The following is an 18,765-nucleotide window of genomic DNA, read 5'->3' as shown; positions in this document are numbered from 1 at the left end:
GCCATCGCCTTCGAGATGAACAACCGGCCACGCAAGACACTAGGCTTCAAAACACCACGAGAAGTCTTCCTCGAAGACATCGAACAGGCCGTTGCCAACATGCCTTGAATCCGCCATCTTTCCCAATCGGTTTTGGGGGCGGCGCGTCGCCCGGACTCGGCGTCGGTGGCCGAATAAACGGGCTGGACGCGCGGGCCCCTTGGACGCGGCAGCCCCTAGCCGGTCGTCCTCAGGTACTCGGTGTGTCGCGCCTGGGCCTCGCGCACCTTGGCCCGGATGGCCTCGACGTCCTTCGCCCTGTCCCGGTACTTCCTGTCCATCAGCTCGATGGCTGCGACCTCGCGGGCGAGGTCCCCGTAGATGCGCTCGCGCTCGTTGGGGTCGGCGGTGTACCCGAGGTCGAGGTAGCTCTCGGCGTGCCGGCGCGCGTTGTTGATCGCGGTCTGCGCCTTGCCGGCGGGACTCAGGAGGGACGCGACGATGGTCAGCGCGAGGACGCCGATGATGACGCCGAGCGAGAGGCCGGTCGTGACCTCGAAGACCTCCACGTGATGGCCCCCGTTGATGAACGGGAGCGTGTTCTCATGCAGCGCATGGAGCACCAGCTTCACACCGATGAACGCGAGGATTGCGGCGAGCCCGTACGAGAGGTAGATGAGACGGTCGAGCAGGCCGTCGAGGAGGAAGAAGAGCTGCCGGAGGCCCATGAGCGAGAACGCCGTCGCCGTGAAGACGATGTACGCGTTCTGGGTGAGCCCGAAGATCGCGGGGATCGAGTCGAGCGCGAAGAGGACATCCGTGCCGCCGATGGCCACCATGACCAGGAGCATCGGCGTGAGGACGCGGCGGCCGTTCTCGATCGTGAAGAGCCTGTCTCCGTCGTAGTTCTGCGACGTCCGCAGGAACTTTCGTGCGAGACGCACGACGACGTTGTCCGCTTCGTCCTCTGCGTGGCTCGCGGGCCTGAGGAGATGGCCCGCTGTCAAGAGGAGGATCACCCCGAAGACGTAGAAGATCCAGGCGAAGCTGTTGATGAGCGCGACGCCGAGGAAGATGAAGACCGTCCGCGCGACGAGCGCGAAGACGATCCCGAACAGCAGGACCTTCTGCTGGTCCTCGCGCGGAACCCTGAAGCTCGCGAGGATCACGAGGAACACGAAGAGGTTGTCCACGGAGAGCGCCTTCTCCGTGATGAAGCCGGCGAAGTACTGGCCGCCCAGCTCGGTGCCGCCGACGGCGAGCACGACGATTCCGAACAGCACCGCGGCGCCGACGTACACCGACGACCACAGGGCCGCTTCCCTGAGCGTGGGCACGTGGGCCTTGCGGATATGGAAGACGTAGTCGAAGGCCAGAAGGGCCAGGATCACCAGGACGGTGATGGTCCAGACGAGAGGAGAGACGGACATTGAGTCCCTTTCGCAGGTAGGCGTGACCGCCACAAGTCTTTCCACCCGTCCGCTGAACGATTCGTCCGCTCGAACAGGCCGCCGCACCCGGCCAGGCTCCCGTGCCCGACGTGTTGACGTGTGCGGCGCACTGGATACTCCCCTGCGCACTTTCAAGGGTACCGGGCGCGCCGCCGATGCCAAATTCACAGGCATTTCACAAACTCATGGCAAACTCTCAGGTTTTCCGCCCTGACTGCAAAGTCTGTTTCAGGTCTAGTCTCGCTCCCAACCGGGATATTCACGAGAGTCCCGTGATGGGAGAAGATCCATGGCTGGACAGCACCGTTCCCCTCGGCTTTCGCTCCGCATCCTCGCCGCGGCCGCCGCCATCGCCTGCACGGCGGGCCTCGCGACGGCGGCCTCCGCGGTCGCCTCGCCGCCCAACCCACCGCCGTCGAACTCCAAGGCCTACCCGGGCTCCGTCCCGCCGTGGGCCGGCTCGAGGACGAAGACGGGCAACCCCCTCAGCAACACGACGGTCGAGGGAGAGATCTACTTCAGCCTCCGCGACCTCGCGGGTGCGAAGGCCACCGCCGACGGCGTCTCCACCCCGGGCAGTGCCGCCTACGGGCAGTACCTCACGCCGCAGCAGTGGATCGACACGTACGCCCCGACCCAAGCTGCCTTCGATGCGACTGTCAGCTGGCTCAAGTCGCAGGGCATGACCGTCACGGGCACTCCGCAGAGCCGGCTCTACGTCGTCTTCCGCGGCACCGTCGCCCAGATCAACGCGGCTTTCAGCACGAGCGAGCAGAACTACAGCTTCGGGGGCCAGACGCTCATCGGTCCTGCCACTGCCCCGTCCGTCCCCGCCGATCTCGGCAGCGCGATCCAGGGCCTCTCGATAGATCAGGGCCGGCTCCTCACCCACCCGACGAATGCGACTCCCGATTCCGGTGAGGCCGCCCCCGCGGCGAGCAAGCCGATCCAGCCACCGCTCAGCGTGCCCTGCTCCGACTACTGGGCGCAGAAGACGGCCACGCTGCCCGAGGCATACGGGACAACGAGCTTCCCGACCTTCATCTGCGGCTACACGCCGACTCAGCTGCAGGGTGCCTACGGGATTTCACCCGCTGGGACCGTGGACACGACGGCCGGTGCCGGCCAGAAGGTTGCGATCATCGACGCGTACGCGTCACCGACCATCGTTCAGGACACGAACACGTGGTCGGCCGCGAGCAGCGTCCCGCAGCTCACGACGGGCCAGTACCAGCAGATCGTCCCCGACTCCCAGATGTTCCTCGACAAGGACCTGTGCCAGGAGCCGAGCGGGTGGCAGGGCGAGCAGACCCTCGACGTCGAGGCGGTCCACGGCATGGCCCCGGCCGCCGACATCCTCTATGTCGGCGGCAACAACTGCGGCGGCGGCCTGGACCTCGCGATGTCGACCATCCTCGACGGCCACCTCGCGAACATCGTCTCCAACAGCTACGGCAACGTCGGCGAGGCGCTCTCCGCGAACGCGCTCATGGGTGAGCAGAACATCCACCTGCAGGCAGCAGCCGAGGGCATCGGGCTCTACTTCTCGAGCGGCGACTCGGGCGACGAGGTGGCCAACCTCGGCTACGCCTCGCCCGACTTCGCGGCGAGCTCGCCGTACGTCACCGCCGTCGGAGGCACGAGCCTCGCGGCCGGCCAGAACGGCAGCTACCTCTTCGAGACCGGCTGGGGCACTGCTCGCCAGCGGGTGGTCCCCGACTCGACGGGCCAGCTCGTCTACGCCGGCTCGCTGCCCGGACCGTTCCGCTTCGGGGCGGGCGGCGGCACGAGCGCCGTCTTCGCGCAGCCCGCGTACCAGGCCGGCACCGTCCCGGCGTCGCTCGCGCAGGGCCACCGGGTCTCGCCGGACGTCTCGTCCCTCGCAGACCCGTACACCGGCTACCGCATCGGCTTCAGCCCCATCACCAACGACAACGTCCTCAAGACCGGCTCATTCGCCTTCGAGGGGATCGGCGGGACTTCGCTCGCCTGCCCCTTGACCGCGGCGCAGATGGCCGTCGCGCAGGCCGCGTCCGGGAAGGTCATCGGGTTCGCCAACCCGACGATCTACGCCGCGGCGGCTTCCGGCGGCGCGCAGCGCGATGTAGCTCCGCCCTCGCAGGAGAAGGCTGTCGCGTTCTCGAGCACCGTCAGCGGCAACACCTACCTGGTGGGGATGAACCACGACTCGTCCCTGTTCACCGCACCGGGCTACGACGACGTCACGGGCGTCGGCAGCATGACCGAAGCCTTCGCCCAGCAGGTGGCGGCGCTGCACTGACCCGCGGCACACGAGGCCTGCTCTTCCCTTGGGAGAGCGGATGGAGGGCGACGACGGCGCGTGCAGCGCCGTCGTCGTCTTGTGTTCTGAACGTGGGGCCTAGGCGTTCCCGGCCGTCGAACTCCGCACGACGAGCTCGCTGCCGAGCACAGCATCGCGTCCGAGCAGGCTCCGCCCGTCGGTCCGGGACTCCCCGTCCGTGCCCTCGATGAGGGCTCGCAGCGCGCGTCCGGCCGCGGCCCCAAGCTCGCCGGAGGGGAGGCGCACGCTCGTGAGCGGGGGGCTCGTATGCCGTGAGTAGGGCAGATCGTCGAAGCCCGCGACCGCGAGGTCCTCGGGGATGGCGAGTCCGGCTGAGCGGGCGGCCTCGAGCACTCCGTACGCGTGGGTGTCCGTGCAGCACACGGCGGCAGTCACCCCGGCCGCCCGCCACTCTGGCCACGCCGCGGCGAATGCCCGCCGGGCGTCGTCGATCGCGGTGAGGGAGCGCGTGGCGTGGCTCGCCTCCATCCCGAGGTCCGCGGCCGCGGTGAGGAACGCCTCGCGCCGCACTCGGAACGTGGCCGCATCGATGACGCTGTCGACGTACGCGACGTGCCTGTGGCCGAGGCTTGCGAGGTGCCCGGCCAGCTCCGCGGCTCCGCCGGCGACGTCGAGATTGACGGTAGGCCAGGGCGTGTCGATGCCGGGCGCGTCGAGCAGGACTGCGTTCGTGCCCGGGGGGATCCCGTCGGCGAGCTCGGCGGACGGCGCGTCGATGAGGAACCCCGCCGGGCGCAGGGAGAGCAGCCTCCGGATGGCTTCCGGCCCCGCTTGGCTGCCCGGATCGTTCGCCGAGAGGAGGAGCTCGTAGCGCTCGCCGAGGGCGGCGCGGGCGGAAGCCGTGAGGTCCGCGTAGAACGGGTTCGAGATGTCCGTGGCGATGAGGACGACGACGGGGCTGAACCCCTTCGAGAGCGAGCTGCCGGCCGTGTCCACGATGTAGCCGAGGCGTGCGACGGCGGCCTCCACCTTCGCCTGGTTGGCGGCGGAGATGCGTCCTGCCGCCTTGCCGCTCACGACGAGGGAGACGGTTGCGGTCGAGACGCCGGCCTCACGCGCGACCATTGCCGCCGTGACCCGCCGCGATCCTTCGCTGCCCGTGCCAGCTGCCGAAACCATGGACGTCATCTTAGGCAGATACCGACTCTCCCAAGACATCAAGCGTTTGACGTTAAACGCTTGACGGAGTCAACGGCGCCTGCCAGAATCGTGAGGTATCCCACCGGCCGCCCAGGCCGATCCCCAACGATGTGGAGCCAACGCATGCCACCCATCCCCCGCAGCACCACCGCGCGGAAGATCATCCTCGACTGCGACCCCGGCCATGACGACGCCGTGGCCCTCCTCCTCGCCCACGGCAGCCCGAACATCGAGCTCCTCGCCGTCACGACGGTCGTAGGGAACCAGACCCTCGAGAAGGTCACGCGCAACGCCCTCGCCGTGGCCGCGATCGCCGGGATCACCGACGTTCCGTTCGCCGCCGGCTGCGCCCGTCCGCTGGTGCGCTCGATCGAGACGGCCCCCGACATCCACGGAGACAGCGGCCTCGACGGGCCTGAGCTGCCCGAGCCGGCCTTCGACCTCGATCCGCGCCACGCCGTGGACCTCATCATCGACACGGTCATGGCGCATGAACCCGGGACGGTGACGCTCGTTCCGACCGCCGGACTCACGAACATCGCGATGGCCGCGCGCAAGGAGCCGCGCATCGTGGAACGCGTCCGCGAGGTCGTCCTCATGGGGGGCGGCTACCACGTGGGCAACTGGAGCGCGGTGGCCGAGTTCAACATCAAGATCGACCCGGAGGCCGCGCACATCGTCTTCAACGAGTCCTGGCCCGTGGTCATGGTGGGCCTCGACCTCACCCACCAGGCCCTCGCGACGCCCGACGTCGTCGAGCGCATTGCCGCGATCGGCACCAAGCCGGCGAAGTTCGTCGTCGAACTCATGGACTTCTTCGCCGCGACGTACAGGGACGCACAGGGCTTCGACTATCCGCCCGTCCACGATCCGTGCGTGGTCGCGTACGTGATCGATCCGGGCGTCATGACGACGCGCCGCGTCCCCGTGGACATCGAACTCACCGGGACGCTCACGCTCGGCATGACGGTCGCCGACTTCCGGGCGCCCGCCCCGGCCGACTGCACCACCTCCGTGGCCATGGACCTCGACCGCGAGAAGTTCTGGGACCTCGTGGTCGACGCCATTGCCATGATCGGCGAGCCCTCTGCGGAGGTGACGGCAGCATGAGCCTCCGCGTCGGGACCCCCTCCTCCACCAAGAGCGTCGGCGTCCTCACCGCCGCCCTCCTCGTCGCCTGCATCGCGTTCCAGCTCAACGCGTCGATGCTCAGCCCGGCCCTCGTCTCGATGGGGAACGAGCTCCACGCCGACCAGGCCACGATCGGCCTCACCCAGACCTGGTTCTTCACGGCAGCCGCACTGTTCTCCCTGTTCCTGCCCCGGCTGAGCGATATCGTCGGCCGCAAGCGGGTCCTCGTGGCCATGATGGCGCTCATGGCCATCGGGTCCGTCGTCGCCGCCCTGGCTCCCGACGTGAGCTGGATCTTCGTCGGCCGCATCATCCAGGGCGTGTCCGGCCCCACCGTGCCGCTGTGCCTCATCATGCTCCGCTCGGCAACGGACGACCCCCGCCGCTACGGCTCCCTCCTCGGCATCATCACCGCCGTGAACGGCGGAGTGGCCGGCATCGACTCGTTCGTCGGAGGGTTCTTCACCGAGCACTACGGTTTCCGCAGCCTGTTCTGGATCATGGTGGTCCTCGCGCTGGTCGCGGCAGTGCTCGTCGCCGTCATGGCGCCCGAGAGCCGTCCCGCGCAGGGCACGTCGATGGACTGGACCGGTGTGTTCTTCATCGTCGTGGCGGTCGGCGCGATCCTCACCGCGCTCAACGAGGCGGCAAACCTCGTCGGGGCCTTCGATCCCGGGACGCTCGTCACGGCGCTCGTCCTCGCGGTCATCGGAATCGCCGCCTTCGCGGGATTCTGGGCGGTCGAGAAGAGGTCATCGCACCCCATGGTCGCCGTCGTCCATCTGCGGGAGCGCGCGACGTGGGCCCCGCTGCTCACGACCGTGCTCACCATGACCGGCATCTTCGCGGTGATCAACGGCATCGTGCCCGCGTACGTCCAGGCTTCAGCGCCGGGCTTCACGGTCGGCCCCACCGAGATGTCCCTCCTGATCCTCACGCCCTACGCCCTGCTCGGCTGGATCGCCGGACCGTTCAGTGGACGCCTGGCCCCCACGCTCGGCTACCGGAGGGTGCTGCGGATCGGACTCGTCGGGAGCCTCGTGGCGCTCGCCGTCATTGCGGTCCTGGGGCTCGGAAGCCTGCCGCTCATGGTGGCAGGCACGGCACTCCTCGGCATCGCCTACGCGGGCACCGCCAACATCATGCTCAACGGGCTCGGCGTCGTGCTCTCGCCCCGAGGCAACCCGGGCTTCCTGCCCGGCATGAACGCGGGCGCGTTCAACCTCGGGGCGGGGCTGAGCTTCCTCATCCTGCCAGCCGTGCTCCAGGCCACCTCGGCGCTCGGGGCAAGTGCCTCCTACTTCGTGGTCGTGGCGGTCGGCTTCGTGATCACGCTCGCGGCGCTCGGGGCCTCCTTCCTCATCCCGCGCCCCGCGGAGGCCGAGGTCGAGCGGTGAGCGGCGTCGTCGTCGTCGGCTCGCTCAACGCGGACCTGACGCTCTACACCGAGTGCCTCCCCCGCCCGGGGGAGACCGTCACCGGCACCGGCTTCGCCGTCCATCCGGGCGGGAAGAGCGCCAACCAGGCGGTCGCGGCCGCGCGCCTCGGCGCGGCCGTGCGCCTGGTCGGTGCCGTCGGCGACGACGCGCACGGGGCGATGCTCATGGCCTCGGCAGAGGAGGCAGGCGTCGACACGAGCGGGATCCGGAAGCTCGCGGGCGTCCCGACGGGCATCGCGGGCATCATGGTCGACGCGCGGGGCGAGAACAGCATCGTGATCGTCCCCGGGGCGAACGGCAGCCTCTCGCCAGACGACGTCGCCGAGGCGTCGGCGGCGTTCGACGGCGCGGCAGCCGTCTGCCTGTGCCTCGAGGTCGCCCAGCCGACTGTCCTCGCCGCGGCACGCGCGGGCCGGACGGCCGGGGCGGCCGTGATCCTGAACCTTTCGCCCTACGCCGACATCCCCCGTGAACTCGTCGAGAGCGTCGACATCCTCCTCGTCAACGCACACGAGGCGGCCCAGCTCCTCGGCCTCGACGCCCTCGACACCGCCGGACAGGATTGGGCTGCGCTGGCCGAGCGCTTCGCCCGTGCCGGTTTCGGCAGCGTGATCGTGACGCTCGGGTCCGAGGGCGCCGTCGTGCTCGACGCGAGCGGTGGGGCGAGCCCCGCCGTCGTCCGCGTGGCGGCAACGCCCGTCGCGGCAGTGGACACGACCGGGGCCGGGGATGCGTTCACGGGCGCCCTCGCGGCCCGGCTCGCGGCCGGTGACGGGCTCGCCGACGCCGCTCGGTACGCCTCCGTCGCTGCTGCCCTTGCGACCACCCGCCACGGCACCCAGGCCGCCTACGCGGGCGCCCGGGACGTGGAGGCGATGAGGGCGAGGGCAGGTGCCCGTCCCTAGGCGCCCTGTCATGTGGCGGGAGGCACGGCACCGCCCCGGCACCGCTCGCTAGGATGTGAAGTGGCCAGCACACCGCCGCGCAGTTTTGCCGCACGGACCTGAATCGAGGACATTCCATGCCTATCGCCACCCCTGAGAAGTACGTCGAGATGATCGACGCCGCCAAGAACGGCGGCTACGCGTTCCCGGCGGTCAACGTCACTTCGTCCCAGACGCTCAATGCGGCGATCCGCGGCTTCGCCGAGGCTGGCTCCGACGGGATCATCCAGGTCTCCACGGGCGGCGCGGCCTACTGGTCCGGCGCTTCCGTCAAGGACATGGTCGCCGGTTCGCTCGGCTTCGCGGCGTTCGCGCGCGAGGTCGCGAAGAACTACGACGTCAACATCGCCCTCCACACCGACCACTGCCCCAAGGACAAGCTCGACGGCTTCGTCCTGCCGCTCCTCGCGGCCTCGGAGGCCGAGGTCAAGGCCGGCCGCGACCCGCTGTTCAACTCGCACATGTGGGACGGCTCGGCCGAGACGCTCGAGGAGAACCTGCGCGTCGGGAAGGACCTCCTGGCCCGCACGTCTGCCGCCAAGATGATCCTCGAGGTCGAGATCGGCGCGGTCGGCGGCGAGGAGGACGGCGTCGAGAACGCGATCAACGAGAAGCTGTACTCGACCGTCTCCGACGGCCTTGCCACCGTCGAGGCCCTCGGCGCGGGCGAGAACGGCCGGTACATCACCGCGCTCACGTTCGGCAACGTCCATGGCGTCTACAAGCCGGGCAACGTCAAGCTCCGGCCCGAGATCCTCAAGGAGATCCAGGCCGAGGTCGGCGCCAAGATCGGCAAGGACCGCCCGTTCGACCTCGTGTTCCACGGCGGCTCGGGCTCGAGCGGGCAGGAGATCGCGGACGCTGTCTCTTTCGGCGTCATCAAGATGAACATCGACACCGACACGCAGTACGCCTTCACTCGCCCTGTGGCCGGCCACATGTTCAAGAACTATGACGGTGTCCTCAAGGTCGACGGCGAAGTCGGCAACAAGAAGACCTACGACCCGCGGGTCTGGGGTGCTTCGGCCGAAGCCGGCATGGCTGCCCGTGTCGTCGAGGCGGCCCGGCAGCTCGGTTCCGAGGGCAAGTCCATCAAGTAGCCCTCAAGAGGACCGACAATGAGCGACGAATTCCGCACCAACCTCCTCGGCCCTGAAGCCACGCGGCTTCCGGCCGAGACCGAGGTGTACCAGGCGCTTGCTACGGGGCAGTCCCCGCGCGAGCTCGTGGTGAAGCATCCCGAATCCTCACTCCTGTGGGCGCTCCTCTCGGAGGACGCGTGGTCAGCCGGTGATGTGGTCGAGGCCTATGCGTTCGCCCGCGTCGGATACCACCGCGGTCTCGACGCCCTGCGCCGCAACGGCTGGCGCGGGGCCGGGCCCGTGCCGTGGGAGCACGAGCCGAACCAAGGGCTCCTTCGGGCCCTGTACGACCTCGGGCGGGCGGCGTCCGCAATCGGGGAGGACGGCGAGCCCGAGCGGATCGAGAAGTTCCTCGACGAGTCGGACCCGACCGCCAGGAAGGCGATCCGGGAGCTCGGCCACTAGGAGCTGGGCGACGAGTGGGGTGCGGACCGCCACCCGTCCCCACCGACCGTCTCGGGTACGGACAATCCTGCCCCTGACCGTCTCGGGTACGGATAATCCTGCCCCAGACCGTCTCGGGTACAGATAATCCTGCCCCTGACCGTCTCGGGTACAGACAATCCTGCCCCTGACCCTTTCGGGTACGACGACGGAGGGTCCCTTCCCTGGGAAAGGCACCCTCCGTCGTCGTTCTCGGGGACAGGAAAGCCGCGGGCGCCCATGGCAGTATGAGCCGCGTGGCAGTCATTCATGAAGCAACCCTCGTCCCCGGCAAGCTCGAGCTCCTTGGGCAGTGGCTCGAATCCCAGCCTTGGGCTCACATCGAGGAGAGTTCAGAGCCCCTGTCGCTCGCGCGCCTGGGCACTTATCGCTTCGACGACCCGGAGGGAGAGGTCGGGATCGAGGGATTTCTCCTTGGTGGCTGCGGCGCCGTGCTTCACGTGCTGCTGACGTACCGTGGGGCTCCCCTCAAGGGCGCGGAAAGTGCGCTGCTCGGGACGATGGAGCACTCTGTCCTCGGCAGACGCTGGGTCTACGACGGTCTTGGCGATCCCGTCGCGGTCGCCGCACTGGCGAAGGCGGCCCGGGGCCAACAGGAGCAAGCCGTGCTCGAGCTGCACGCTGGGGCAGACGTTGTGGGGCGCCGCGAATCCGATGTGCGGCTTCGGTTCTCGGTTGATGGAAGCCGATCGGTACCGGGAAGCCAGTCGGCGGATGGGGCCCCTGGCGCAGCCACCGACGCTGTCGAGCAGCTGAGTGTCGGCGGCGGCCTCCTTCGTGTCGCTCGGAGACTCGGCAGGTACGTCGTCGGCAGCCCCGCGCTCGTTGCGGAATGGTCCGATGAAGCGGACGTCATCGCTGCGTTTGCCTAGACGACGGCCGTTTCTGTACCCGAGATGGGTTGGTGGGGGTAGGTTGTGTACCCGAGATGGGTCGGTGGGGGCCGTTTATGTACCCGAGATGGGTTGGTGGGGGGCGTTTGTGTACCCGAGATGGGTCGGTGGGGGCCGTTTATGTACCCGAGATGGGTTGGTGGGGGGCGTTTGTGTACCCGAGATGGGTTGGTGGGGGCAGTTTCTGTACCCGAGATGGGTTAGGCGTTGAGGTGGAGTGCGGCGCGGACCTCGTGGAGTACCTCGCGCATCGCGGACTCGGCGCGCGCGGCGTCCCCGTCGGCGATGGCCTGAGCCACCCGGTGATGGGCCTCCAGCGCCTCGTCCCGGGGATGAAACGGCATGAGTCCCTGACGGGTCCGGCTCGTGAGCACTTCGGAGACCATGCCGTCGAGGGCCGCGAACATCTCATTGCCGCTGCTGCGCAGGATGAGCCGGTGGAACGCGATGTCGGCCGCGAGGAAGGCCTCGAGGTCGCCGCCCTGGCCGAGGCGCTGGAGCTCGGCAGCCAGACGCACGAGCTCGAGGCGTTGGGTGCCGCTTGCCCGCCGTGCCGCCCCCCCGGCCGCGACGGGTTCGACGGCGATGCGGAGCTCGGTCAGCGACGCGTACTGTTCGTCGCGCCGGTCTGACGCGAGTCGCCAGTGCACGAGCTGGGGGTCGTAGACGTTCCACCGCGACGGGTCCTGAACCACGATCCCGACCCTGCGCCCCGACGTCACGAGGCTCATCGTCTCGAGCACACGCATCGTGTCACGGGCAACCGTGCGCGAGACGCCGTGCTCGCGCTGGAGCTCCTCGAGGGTGAGCCGCCGGCCGGCCTCGTACCGTCCCGAGCAGATCGCCTCGCCCACTGCGTCGAGCACGCGGCGGTGGAGGCCGACTGGGTCGGAGGGAGCCGCCGGGGTCGGGGCGAGCGGAGCGTCGTCGGCCGTCCCTTGAGGGGCGAGCGCGCCGTCGTCGTTCGCTGGGGGAGTGTTCACCGGTGCCGACCTTTCGAGTGAGTAGTCTCACGCAAAAGTATTACCTATTTCACCTAATGGTGATATCTTTGACAGGCGGCGCAGGCCGCATGGGCGCTTCTTCGGAAGCCAACGACGTCTTCTGCGGAGGTAGCAATGGAATCCCTGCATGTCGTGGTCATGGGTGTGGCCGGAGCCGGCAAGACGACTGTGTCGGCAGCACTGGCCGATCGGCTGGGCTGGGTCCTGGCCGAGGCTGACGAGTTCCACCCCCAGGCGAACGTCGACAAGATGGCGAGCGGCGTCCCCCTCACGGACGAGGACCGCTGGCCGTGGCTCTGCAGCATCCGCGACTGGATGACCGCCCAGGCCGCCGTTGGCCGCAGCACCGTCCTGACCTGCTCGGCGCTCAAGCGCAGCTACCGCCGGCTCCTCGACACCGCCGACGGCAGGGTCATCTTCGCTCACCTCGACGGCTCGCCTGAACTCCTTGCCGAGCGCATCGGAGGCCGGACCGGCCACTTCATGCCGACGGGCCTGCTCCCGAGCCAGCTCGCAACGCTCGAGCCCCTGACCGCGGAAGAGTACGCGACGGGAAGCCTGCGCCTCGACATCGCGCAGTCCCCCGAGAGCCTCGTCAACGCGATCCAAGCCACCCTCCACCTGCCCGTCGCCTAGGGCAGGAGCCTCCGAGCGGGCACCGCGGGGTCAGCGAGGGCTGCCCGGTCCGGGGTGAGGCCGCGGTCCATGATGCGCCGCGCCGCGCGGATCAGGAGCGGAAGGTCGACGGCGGCGGCTCCGAGGAGATGCCCGTCGTCGGCGAGGAGAAACGCTGCTTGGGGGACGCCATCGACCTCGCGCAGCACGGTGCTCCCGCCAGCGCGCCCGTCCAGCGTCCCGACCGCCTCGACGTGCACCCCGTAGCGATCCGACCAGAACCAGGGCGCTCCCGTCTCCGGGGGCGCCTGGCCGAGCATGCTCGCCGCGGCCGCCTGCCCCGAGCGGACGGCCGCCTCCCAATGCTCTGCCCTGCGGGCGAGGATCCCATCCGGCTTCCGAAGCCGCGAGACGTCGCCCGCCGCGAACACAGCGGGGTTGGTGGTCGCCCCGGAAGCGTCGACGAGGACGCCGTCGTCGACCTCGATCCCAGCCTCGGCCGCGAGGCGAGACGCGGGCACGATCCCGATTCCCGCCACGATGGCGTCGGCCTCTAGAGCGGAACCGTCGGCGAGCCGGACGACGTGCGACCCGTCGCCGGACGCGGAGATGCCGAGGGGAACCGACGCGATGCTGCGCACGCCATGCTCGGCGTGCATGGCGTGGAGCCGCCGCGCGAGTGCCTCGCCGACCGCGGGGACGAGCGGCGGGTCGACAGGATCCACGAGCGTCACCTGGGCCCCGAAGCTGACGGCGGCTGAGGCGACCTCCGTGCCGATGAGCCCGGCACCGACGACGACGACGCGCGCCTCGGGCACGAGGATGCCGCGGAGAGCGTCGGCGTCAGCGCGGTCCCGCAGCGTGTACGCCGCCTCCCCGCCGGGAATGGCGAGCGGCCGGGGGCGTGCGCCTGTGGCGAGGAGGACGCGGTCCGCGCGGAGCAGCGTGCCGTCGCCCAGCTCCACCGCGGCCTCAGCGGGCCGCAGCGCGACGGCCCGCTCCGCGACAACTTCGACCTCATGCTCGGCGTACCACCCCTCAGCCGCCAGGGCGATCTTCGCGGCATCCTCGGTTCCGAGGAGGTAGCCCTTGCTGAGGGGCGGACGGTCGTACGGCGCGCCCTCGGGCGAGAGGAGGGTCAGTGCGCCGTCATAGCCGCGCGCCCGCAGCTCGCTCGCCGCGCTGAACGCCGCGACCCCTCCGCCCACGGCCACGATCCGACGAGCGGATCCACCTGCCGGCTGCACGCCTCAGTCGGCGGCGCGGGCCGGGTCGGCGGCCACGCCCGGGTAGAGGACGACGCGGCCGTCCTCGACGGCGACCTTGTGCGTGCGAGCGTCCTCGGTCGCGGGCAGGCAGAGCACCTTGCCGGTGCGGAGGTTGAAGCTCGAGGAGTGCAGCGGGCACTCGACCGTGTCGCCCTCGATCCATCCCTCGGCGAGCGAGGCCTCCTCGTGCGTGCACGTGTCGTTGAGCGCGAAGAAGCAGCCTGATTCGGTGTGGAAGACGGCGATAGGGTCGACGAAGCCCGAATCCTCGGGTTCGACCACCCGCGCCGTGCCCGCTTCGATTTCGTCCGGGCTGCCGACGTCGATTCCCTCACTCATGCGGTCCACTCTACCGACGGCACGTCGGGCACGTCGGCGAAGGAAAACGGGGGCCACGGACCCAAGAAAGTCACACGAACGCCCGGCTCCTCCGCCTCGATATCCCCGAGCTCGGTACCGAGGCGGGGAATGTCCTCCTCGTCTGCGAGGACGGCGACGTTCAGCACGGTGACGCAGCCCTCAGGCGGATGGCCCCGGACGTTCTCCGTGAGGTCCCGGGCAAGCCGCGCGAGCCGGCGCCGATACTCGGGGTACAGCCGATCGGCGGCCTCCTCCGCGCTTGCCCTGCGGAGCGATTCGAGCCGCCTCCGGAGCAGGCGCTGGACTCCTGGCGGCCTCTCCCCGAGGTTCTCTTCGAGCTCGCGCACTTCGGCGCTCCCCACGCTCGAGGCGTCCTCGCGGAGCGAGATCTCGACGCGCAGCTCGACGAGCCCGCGCAGGGCCTCAAGCCGGCGCACGAGCGCAGGCGCGGAGCGATCGAGCCAGTCGACGAGCCGATCCTCGGCCGAGGCGCCGTCTCCCGGCGAGACGATGACGTTGAAGCCCATGGGCAGCACTGCCTTTGTCGCCGCCCAGCATCGCTCGATCACCTCCCCGTGCTCGAGGACCCGGCGCTGTGCGGCCTCGTCGGACCCGCTGTACGGCGGTTCGCCGTGACGGTGGGCGACGGCGGCCACACGCCCGCGGGCCGACAAGAGTTCGAGCGGGGCGCCGTCGATGCCCCGCCCGAGGGAGGCGGAATCGAGTCCCGGAGGGACGACGGCGTAGACGTACAGGCCTTCGGCGGTCATCCGAGTTCCTCCCGGCCTTCGTCCCAGCGCCCCGGATTCGTGACCTTGTCAACCAGATCCGCCACGATGTCGTCCAAGCCGCGCCGCAGCTCCTCGACCGACTCGTTGATCCCGTGGTCGCGCTTGAGCTGTGCCATTGCCTCGTCGAGCTCGAGGAGGGCATTCCCGAGGCGATCCTGTTCCTCCTCCGTGAGCGACCCGCCCTCGATGCGGCGCACGGCCTGAGCCTCGAGTGCCTCCTGGATGACCTCGACGAGCGTCACGACGAGCGTCAGGACCCCGTTCTTCAGGTTGTCCTCATCGATTCTTAGTGTGCTCATGGTCCACCTCCTCGGGTGTCAGCTGCCTGAGCCAGCCGAGCCACTGGTCTGGCTGCGCGGTCGCGAGGCGGACGACCTCTGATCGAGTCTCCACCTCGAGGGGCTGCAGGCCCTCCGGGACGTCGGAGGCGTCTTGGCCATTCCCGCCCCGGACCGCGAGGACGTCCGACGGCGGCAGCCTCACCGCCGGGCGGCGGTCGCCGTCGCCGCGCCATGTGAAGCCCGCGCTCCGGTCACAGCGTCCCGTTCCCCGGCGCCATGCTTCGCCGCCGGCTCTGGCCTCCGCGAACCAGAGCTCGCCCTCCCCGACGGTCGTGTCCGCCCGGTTCGGGACAGGGGTGGCGGTGCCCTCGGCTGGCGTGATCTCGGTCGGTCTGCCGTTAGTCGGCCTGCCCTCGGTCGGCGTGCCCTCGGTCGGTCTGCCCTGGGCCCTGCCGGACTCCCCGGTATGCGCACCGCGTGTCTGCTCGAGCAGTTCCCGGAGCTGGTCAGGCCTCGCGGCAGTGAGGTGAGCGGTGCCGCCGTCGTCCGTCCTGACGACGAGGCGCGAGGCGGCTTCGCCGCCGACCGTCCGCTCGCTGACGATCCCGACGTGGGAGATCCTCCCGAGCGGCGCCTCCCAGAGCAGCGCGGCAGGCTCCCGCCGGTGCACGATGAGCCTCTGGGTCGTCAGGTAGACGGTGCCCGGCTGCCAGAACCCGTTCGGAGGCTCGTCGCGGAACGACGAGCCGGGCATGCGCGTGACGACTTCTTCATGTTCGCCGAGCACCAGCCCCGCGGGGAGGGAACGGCGGGCCCAAGCGCGAGTGCGCTCGTCCCAGTCGTCCATCATCCCGTACTCGAGGAGGGTCTCCATTCCGGCGAGTGCCGCTCGGAGGCTGATGCCGATGAGGGGCACCTCCGCGACCGTGATGATCGCGTCGAGGTCGAGGTACACCCCCTTCGTGAGCAGGGTGTCGAGGAGACGCGACAGGGTGGCTTCCGAGTCGCGGCTCGGGGTGAGGGCCCGAGGGCGTGCGCTGCCCTGCGGCTCGTCGCGCGGCGGCTCGCCGGCGTCGCGCGGCATCTAGCCCTCGCCCTCCGGGCCGGCTTCGCTGTGGGCGCCCGACCCCTCTTCCTCGGCCGTCCCTCCTCTGGCCGTCTCGTCGCCGTCGGCCGTCTCACTGCCATCGGACCGCCCACCGCCGTCGGACCGCTCACCGCCGTCGGCCGGCTCGCCGTGCGAGCTCGCGCCGTCGGGCCCGCTGCCCTGGATGGCGATCGCGCTCTTCCACCCGCACCACGGACAGAATTCATACAGCAGCTGGTCGACGGGCGCAGGCTTCCCGCACTGCGGGCACGTCTCCTTGCGCTCCATGACGTCGTTCCACGCGGCAGTGTTCCGGTTCGTGCCCGAGGGGAAGTCGAGGCCGTAGCGGGCCGCCGTGTCGAACGAGGCGAGCGCAGCCCGGATCCGGATGCCGAGGAGTTCGACCCCTGCGAGTGAGACCGTGATGTCCGCGTTGATGACGAGGCCCTTGTCGAGGAGGGTCTCGATGACGTGCGTGAGGGTGCCCTCGCGGCTCCGTTCGGGCTGGAGGGGTGGGCGGGACGACGCCGGACGCTGCGCGTAGGGCGCCGACGACTGGCCGCGCGAGGAATAGGGGACGACGTCGGAGCGCGACGGAGAGGGGGAATTGGCCTCGCCGGGTGAGTTGGGCGCGCCCGAGCGCCCCGTCCGGGGCGCAGAATGCCCGGGCTCGGAACGCTCGCCTTCACTGCTCATCCGATTGCTTCCGCCTGTCTGTTGCGCCGACTCCCACTCTTCTCTGGCTGGTTGATGTTGATTCGGGGGTCACTTGCCGCTCGGGCGTCCCCGCTGATAGCGCGGTCCCCGCGAGTAGCTCACGAGCTCTCCTTGGGGATCGACCTCGACGGAGTACTCCGCCATGATGTCCGCCGAATCCGGGAAGTGGGCGCTCTCCACGACTTCAAGGATCACGGTGAGGTTGCCGTTCTCGTTGCGGGACATCCCGACCACGGCCTCGATCTCCCGTGTCGTGAGCTGCTGGAGCTGAGCGACCGCGCTCTGGGCCAGGCGCGTCGTGCTGAGCTTCTGCGGGGACGGCTGCTCGCGCTCCTGCTCGGGCTGCTCGTTCTCCCGCTCCTCGGGTTCGTGCTCCTGCTCGTCGGGTTCCTGCTCGCGCTCGTCCCGGTTGCGGTCCTCACGCCCTTGCGAGCGGTCGTCGTCGTCGGACCTCTCCTCGGCTGGCCTGCGCCTCGGCGGAGCCTCGGAACGCTCACCCTGCTGCTCGCGCCCCTCCTGCTGCTCACGCCCCTCCCGCTGCTCGCGTCCCTCCCGTTCCTCGGGTCTGGGACGGCGGGGGCGTTCGGGGCGTTCGTCCTGCTGCTCACGTCCCTCCCGTTCCTCCGGTCTGGGACGTGGCCGGCTGGGCCGCTCGTCGGGCGGTCTCGTCCGGCGTGGCGCCTCCTCCCGACCGCGTTCGCGCGCGGGCTCGCGGCGACGGGGCGGAGCCGGGCGTTCTTCTTCGTCTGCCATTGCTCAGCGTCCCTCCCTCCGCCGCGCATTGCCCTCGAGGAGGCGGGCCACGAGCTCCCGCTCGAGGTCTGCCGCCTCCTCTTCGGAAATGCTTCCCTCGTCACGGGCCCGGGCAACTGCCTCGAGCTCGCGGCGTATCGTCCCCGGGTCGTAGTACTGGCGCTCTGCCTCCTCCTGGAGGCGCTCGGCCACCCAGACGACCCCGCGCGCGGGAGCCAGCGGCAACCCGAAGAGGCCCGAGATGAGACCCATCAGACCTCCCCGGTGAAGTCGTAGGGCGCCTGCGGGCCGATGAGGCGGAAGGTGATGCGGCCGGCGCTCTCCTGGGCGAGGGACTCAGCTGCCTGTTCGAACTCGGCCTGGCGTTCCCGCTCGACGAGTGCCGCCAGATCGAGGATGTCCTCGGCCTGACCGATTTCCCGTTCGACCGTCTCCCGGGAGAGAGGTTCGAGAACCGAGCGGATGCGCGGCGCTTCGGCCTCGGCCTTGCGCTGGAGTCCCTGCACGATGAGTTCCCCGAGACGGATCCGCTCGTCGCGGGTCTCGTCTTCCGACGTCCCCGAGATAGCCTCCCGGAGCGAGGCTATCTCGGCCTCCTCCCGAATGAGCTCGCCCAGTACGGTGTCCCGGACGAAGCGCGCGTGAAGGGAGAACTGGGCGGCGTCGCCTATTCGGCGCAGGTTCTCCTCGTACAGGCCGTACTGCGGCTCCAGGACTTCGTCCGTGAGGGTCTCGACGTTGGGGACGACGGTCCCGAACACCATCGGAAGGACGGGGGCCGACGCGGCAATTCGGTCCAACACCGAGCTGTGCGCCAACAGGTCGTCCGGGGTGCCGATCGCCTCGGGATCCGGAAGCGGGGACACGAGTGCCGCATGCGCGTCCGAAGGGACGGTCATGATCTCTTCCCCCTGGAGGCCGGTGAGCCGGGGAATCTTGGCCTCCGCGGGAACGACGCCGTACACGTAGAGGTTCACGGAAATCTCCGATACGGGCTCCATTC

20 protein-coding genes are annotated in these 18,765 nt (G+C 69.7%); 8 read left to right on the top strand and 12 right to left on the bottom strand.

The genetic code is table 11. The features are described from left to right. Positions 1–215: 215 nt before the first annotated feature. On the bottom strand, positions 216–1,409 hold the full coding sequence (locus tag E6A21_RS15220; RefSeq protein WP_138445001.1) for a TerC family protein: 1,194 nt from the start codon (positions 1,407–1,409) through the stop codon (positions 216–218). A 310-nt stretch (positions 1,410–1,719) separates the two neighbouring features. Here E6A21_RS15220 and E6A21_RS15215 point away from each other — a divergent pair, with 310 nt between their 5' ends. Then, the gene (locus E6A21_RS15215) at positions 1,720–3,711 is read left to right on the top strand and encodes a S53 family peptidase (protein ID WP_138445000.1); all 1,992 of its coding nucleotides are present in this window, start codon (positions 1,720–1,722) and stop codon (positions 3,709–3,711) included. Between the two features lie 99 nt (positions 3,712–3,810). Here the strand turns inward: E6A21_RS15215 and E6A21_RS15210 are convergent, their stop codons facing one another. Beyond that, positions 3,811–4,872: a LacI family DNA-binding transcriptional regulator gene (locus tag E6A21_RS15210; RefSeq protein WP_246036555.1), complete on the bottom strand. Its 1,062-nt coding sequence runs from the start codon at positions 4,870–4,872 to the stop codon at positions 3,811–3,813. 144 nt (positions 4,873–5,016) lie between these two features. Here E6A21_RS15210 and uriH point away from each other — a divergent pair, with 144 nt between their 5' ends. The 6 genes from uriH to E6A21_RS15180 all read left to right on the top strand — a co-directional run bounded on the left by uriH (position 5,017) and on the right by E6A21_RS15180 (position 10,865). Then, positions 5,017–6,003 carry a uridine-preferring nucleoside hydrolase UriH gene (gene uriH / locus E6A21_RS15205; protein ID WP_138444999.1) on the top strand — a complete coding sequence of 329 codons (987 nt, stop codon included), beginning with the start codon at positions 5,017–5,019 and terminating at the stop codon, positions 6,001–6,003. Beyond that, positions 6,000–7,421, top strand: a complete 1,422-nt coding sequence (uriT, locus tag E6A21_RS15200) for a uridine transporter UriT (protein ID WP_138444998.1) — start codon at positions 6,000–6,002, stop codon at positions 7,419–7,421. Before uriH ends, uriT begins: the two co-directional genes overlap by 4 nt. Continuing rightward, positions 7,418–8,368 (top strand): ribokinase, encoded by a 951-nt coding sequence (locus tag E6A21_RS15195; RefSeq protein WP_138444997.1) that lies wholly within the window; start codon positions 7,418–7,420, stop codon positions 8,366–8,368. Before uriT ends, E6A21_RS15195 begins: the two co-directional genes overlap by 4 nt. 116 nt (positions 8,369–8,484) lie before the next feature. Beyond that, on the top strand, positions 8,485–9,507 hold the full coding sequence (fbaA, locus tag E6A21_RS15190) for a class II fructose-bisphosphate aldolase (RefSeq protein WP_138444996.1): 1,023 nt from the start codon (positions 8,485–8,487) through the stop codon (positions 9,505–9,507). Between the two features lie 18 nt (positions 9,508–9,525). Beyond that, a complete protein-coding gene (locus E6A21_RS15185) occupies positions 9,526–9,954 on the top strand; it encodes a DUF3151 domain-containing protein (RefSeq protein ID WP_138444995.1) in 429 nt (142 codons plus the stop codon). Between the two features lie 275 nt (positions 9,955–10,229). Beyond that, entirely contained in the window at positions 10,230–10,865 is a 636-nt protein-coding gene (locus E6A21_RS15180; protein ID WP_138444994.1) for a maltokinase N-terminal cap-like domain-containing protein, read from the top strand. A 221-nt stretch (positions 10,866–11,086) separates the two neighbouring features. Here the strand turns inward: E6A21_RS15180 and E6A21_RS15175 are convergent, their stop codons facing one another. Then, complete coding sequence (locus E6A21_RS15175; protein ID WP_246036557.1) at positions 11,087–11,752, bottom strand: FadR/GntR family transcriptional regulator; 666 nt, start codon at positions 11,750–11,752, stop codon at positions 11,087–11,089. Positions 11,753–12,004: 252 nt separating this feature from the next. On the opposite strand from E6A21_RS15175, the gene E6A21_RS15170 reads away from it, so the two are divergent. Further along, positions 12,005–12,526 carry a gluconokinase gene (locus E6A21_RS15170; RefSeq protein WP_138444992.1) on the top strand — a complete coding sequence of 174 codons (522 nt, stop codon included), beginning with the start codon at positions 12,005–12,007 and terminating at the stop codon, positions 12,524–12,526. Here E6A21_RS15170 and E6A21_RS15165 read toward each other — a convergent pair. The 9 genes from E6A21_RS15165 to E6A21_RS15125 all read right to left on the bottom strand — a co-directional run bounded on the left by E6A21_RS15165 (position 12,523) and on the right by E6A21_RS15125 (position 18,763). Further along, positions 12,523–13,752, bottom strand: coding sequence for an NAD(P)/FAD-dependent oxidoreductase (locus E6A21_RS15165; protein WP_138444991.1), 1,230 nt, complete (start codon positions 13,750–13,752; stop codon positions 12,523–12,525). The genes E6A21_RS15170 and E6A21_RS15165 overlap by 4 nt on opposite strands. A 3-nt stretch (positions 13,753–13,755) precedes the next feature. Continuing rightward, a complete protein-coding gene (locus E6A21_RS15160) occupies positions 13,756–14,112 on the bottom strand; it encodes a non-heme iron oxygenase ferredoxin subunit (protein ID WP_138444990.1) in 357 nt (118 codons plus the stop codon). Further along, positions 14,109–14,903 (bottom strand): GvpL/GvpF family gas vesicle protein, encoded by a 795-nt coding sequence (locus E6A21_RS15155; RefSeq protein WP_138444989.1) that lies wholly within the window; start codon positions 14,901–14,903, stop codon positions 14,109–14,111. Before E6A21_RS15155 ends, E6A21_RS15160 begins: the two co-directional genes overlap by 4 nt. Beyond that, positions 14,900–15,223, bottom strand: coding sequence for a gas vesicle protein K (locus E6A21_RS15150; protein WP_138444988.1), 324 nt, complete (start codon positions 15,221–15,223; stop codon positions 14,900–14,902). Before E6A21_RS15150 ends, E6A21_RS15155 begins: the two co-directional genes overlap by 4 nt. Beyond that, the gene (locus tag E6A21_RS18330) at positions 15,201–16,289 is read right to left on the bottom strand and encodes a gas vesicle protein (protein WP_138444987.1); all 1,089 of its coding nucleotides are present in this window, start codon (positions 16,287–16,289) and stop codon (positions 15,201–15,203) included. The genes E6A21_RS15150 and E6A21_RS18330 overlap by 23 nt, the downstream gene beginning before the upstream one ends. Next, complete coding sequence (gene gvpJ / locus E6A21_RS18325; RefSeq protein WP_138444986.1) at positions 16,290–16,988, bottom strand: gas vesicle protein GvpJ; 699 nt, start codon at positions 16,986–16,988, stop codon at positions 16,290–16,292. A 69-nt stretch (positions 16,989–17,057) separates the two neighbouring features. Continuing rightward, complete coding sequence (gvpO, locus tag E6A21_RS15135) at positions 17,058–17,762, bottom strand: gas vesicle protein GvpO (protein WP_138444985.1); 705 nt, start codon at positions 17,760–17,762, stop codon at positions 17,058–17,060. A 3-nt stretch (positions 17,763–17,765) separates the two neighbouring features. Further along, positions 17,766–18,014 (bottom strand): gas vesicle protein GvpG, encoded by a 249-nt coding sequence (locus tag E6A21_RS15130; RefSeq protein WP_138444984.1) that lies wholly within the window; start codon positions 18,012–18,014, stop codon positions 17,766–17,768. After that, the gene (locus tag E6A21_RS15125) at positions 18,014–18,763 is read right to left on the bottom strand and encodes a GvpL/GvpF family gas vesicle protein (protein ID WP_138444983.1); all 750 of its coding nucleotides are present in this window, start codon (positions 18,761–18,763) and stop codon (positions 18,014–18,016) included. Before E6A21_RS15125 ends, E6A21_RS15130 begins: the two co-directional genes overlap by 1 nt. Between the last annotated feature and the right edge of the window lie 2 nt (positions 18,764–18,765).

The sequence above is a fragment of the Sinomonas susongensis genome, assembly GCF_005877005.1.
GTDB classification, from domain to species: Bacteria; Actinomycetota; Actinomycetes; order Actinomycetales; family Micrococcaceae; genus Sinomonas; species Sinomonas susongensis.
This window is presented reverse-complemented; position numbering and strand designations above follow the sequence as displayed.